The sequence below is a fragment of the Paenibacillus polysaccharolyticus genome, from assembly GCF_023714295.1.
In the GTDB taxonomy this organism is placed as follows: domain Bacteria; phylum Bacillota; class Bacilli; order Paenibacillales; family Paenibacillaceae; genus Paenibacillus; species Paenibacillus polysaccharolyticus_A.
The window spans coordinates 1-352 of record NZ_JAMAUN010000057.1; the positions used below are offsets into that span (position 1 = coordinate 1).

3 tRNA genes are annotated in these 352 nt (G+C 52.6%); all 3 read right to left on the reverse strand.

Annotated features, from left to right (window positions below):
• Positions 1-45: 45 nt before the first annotated feature.
• The 3 genes from M3629_RS28175 to M3629_RS28185 all read right to left on the reverse strand — a co-directional run bounded on the left by M3629_RS28175 (position 46) and on the right by M3629_RS28185 (position 302).
• Positions 46-120, reverse strand: a tRNA-Gly gene (locus tag M3629_RS28175).
• A gap of 9 nt (positions 121-129) precedes the next feature.
• Positions 130-217: transfer RNA gene (locus tag M3629_RS28180), tRNA-Leu, on the reverse strand.
• 12 nt (positions 218-229) lie between these two features.
• Positions 230-302: transfer RNA gene (locus tag M3629_RS28185), tRNA-Lys, on the reverse strand.
• Positions 303-352 lie beyond the last annotated feature (50 nt).

Sequence of the window (352 nt, forward strand, 5' to 3'; positions counted from 1 at the left end):
TTCGTAGTCAAACGCTCTATCCAGCTGAGCTAAGGGCGCAAATATTGGAGCGGAAGACGGGAATCGAACCCGCGACCCTCGCCTTGGCAAGGCGATGCTCTACCGCTGAGCCACTTCCGCAAAATAATATGGTGCGGTCGAGAGGACTCGAACCTCCACGGGGGGTTAGCCCACACGGACCTGAACCGTGCGCGTCTGCCAATTCCGCCACGACCGCAAAATATGAAAGTGAGTCATGAAGGATTCGAACCTTCGACACCCTGATTAAAAGTCAGGTGCTCTACCAACTGAGCTAATGACTCATAGTAAATGGCTGGGGATATAGGATTTGAACCTATGCATGACGGAGTCA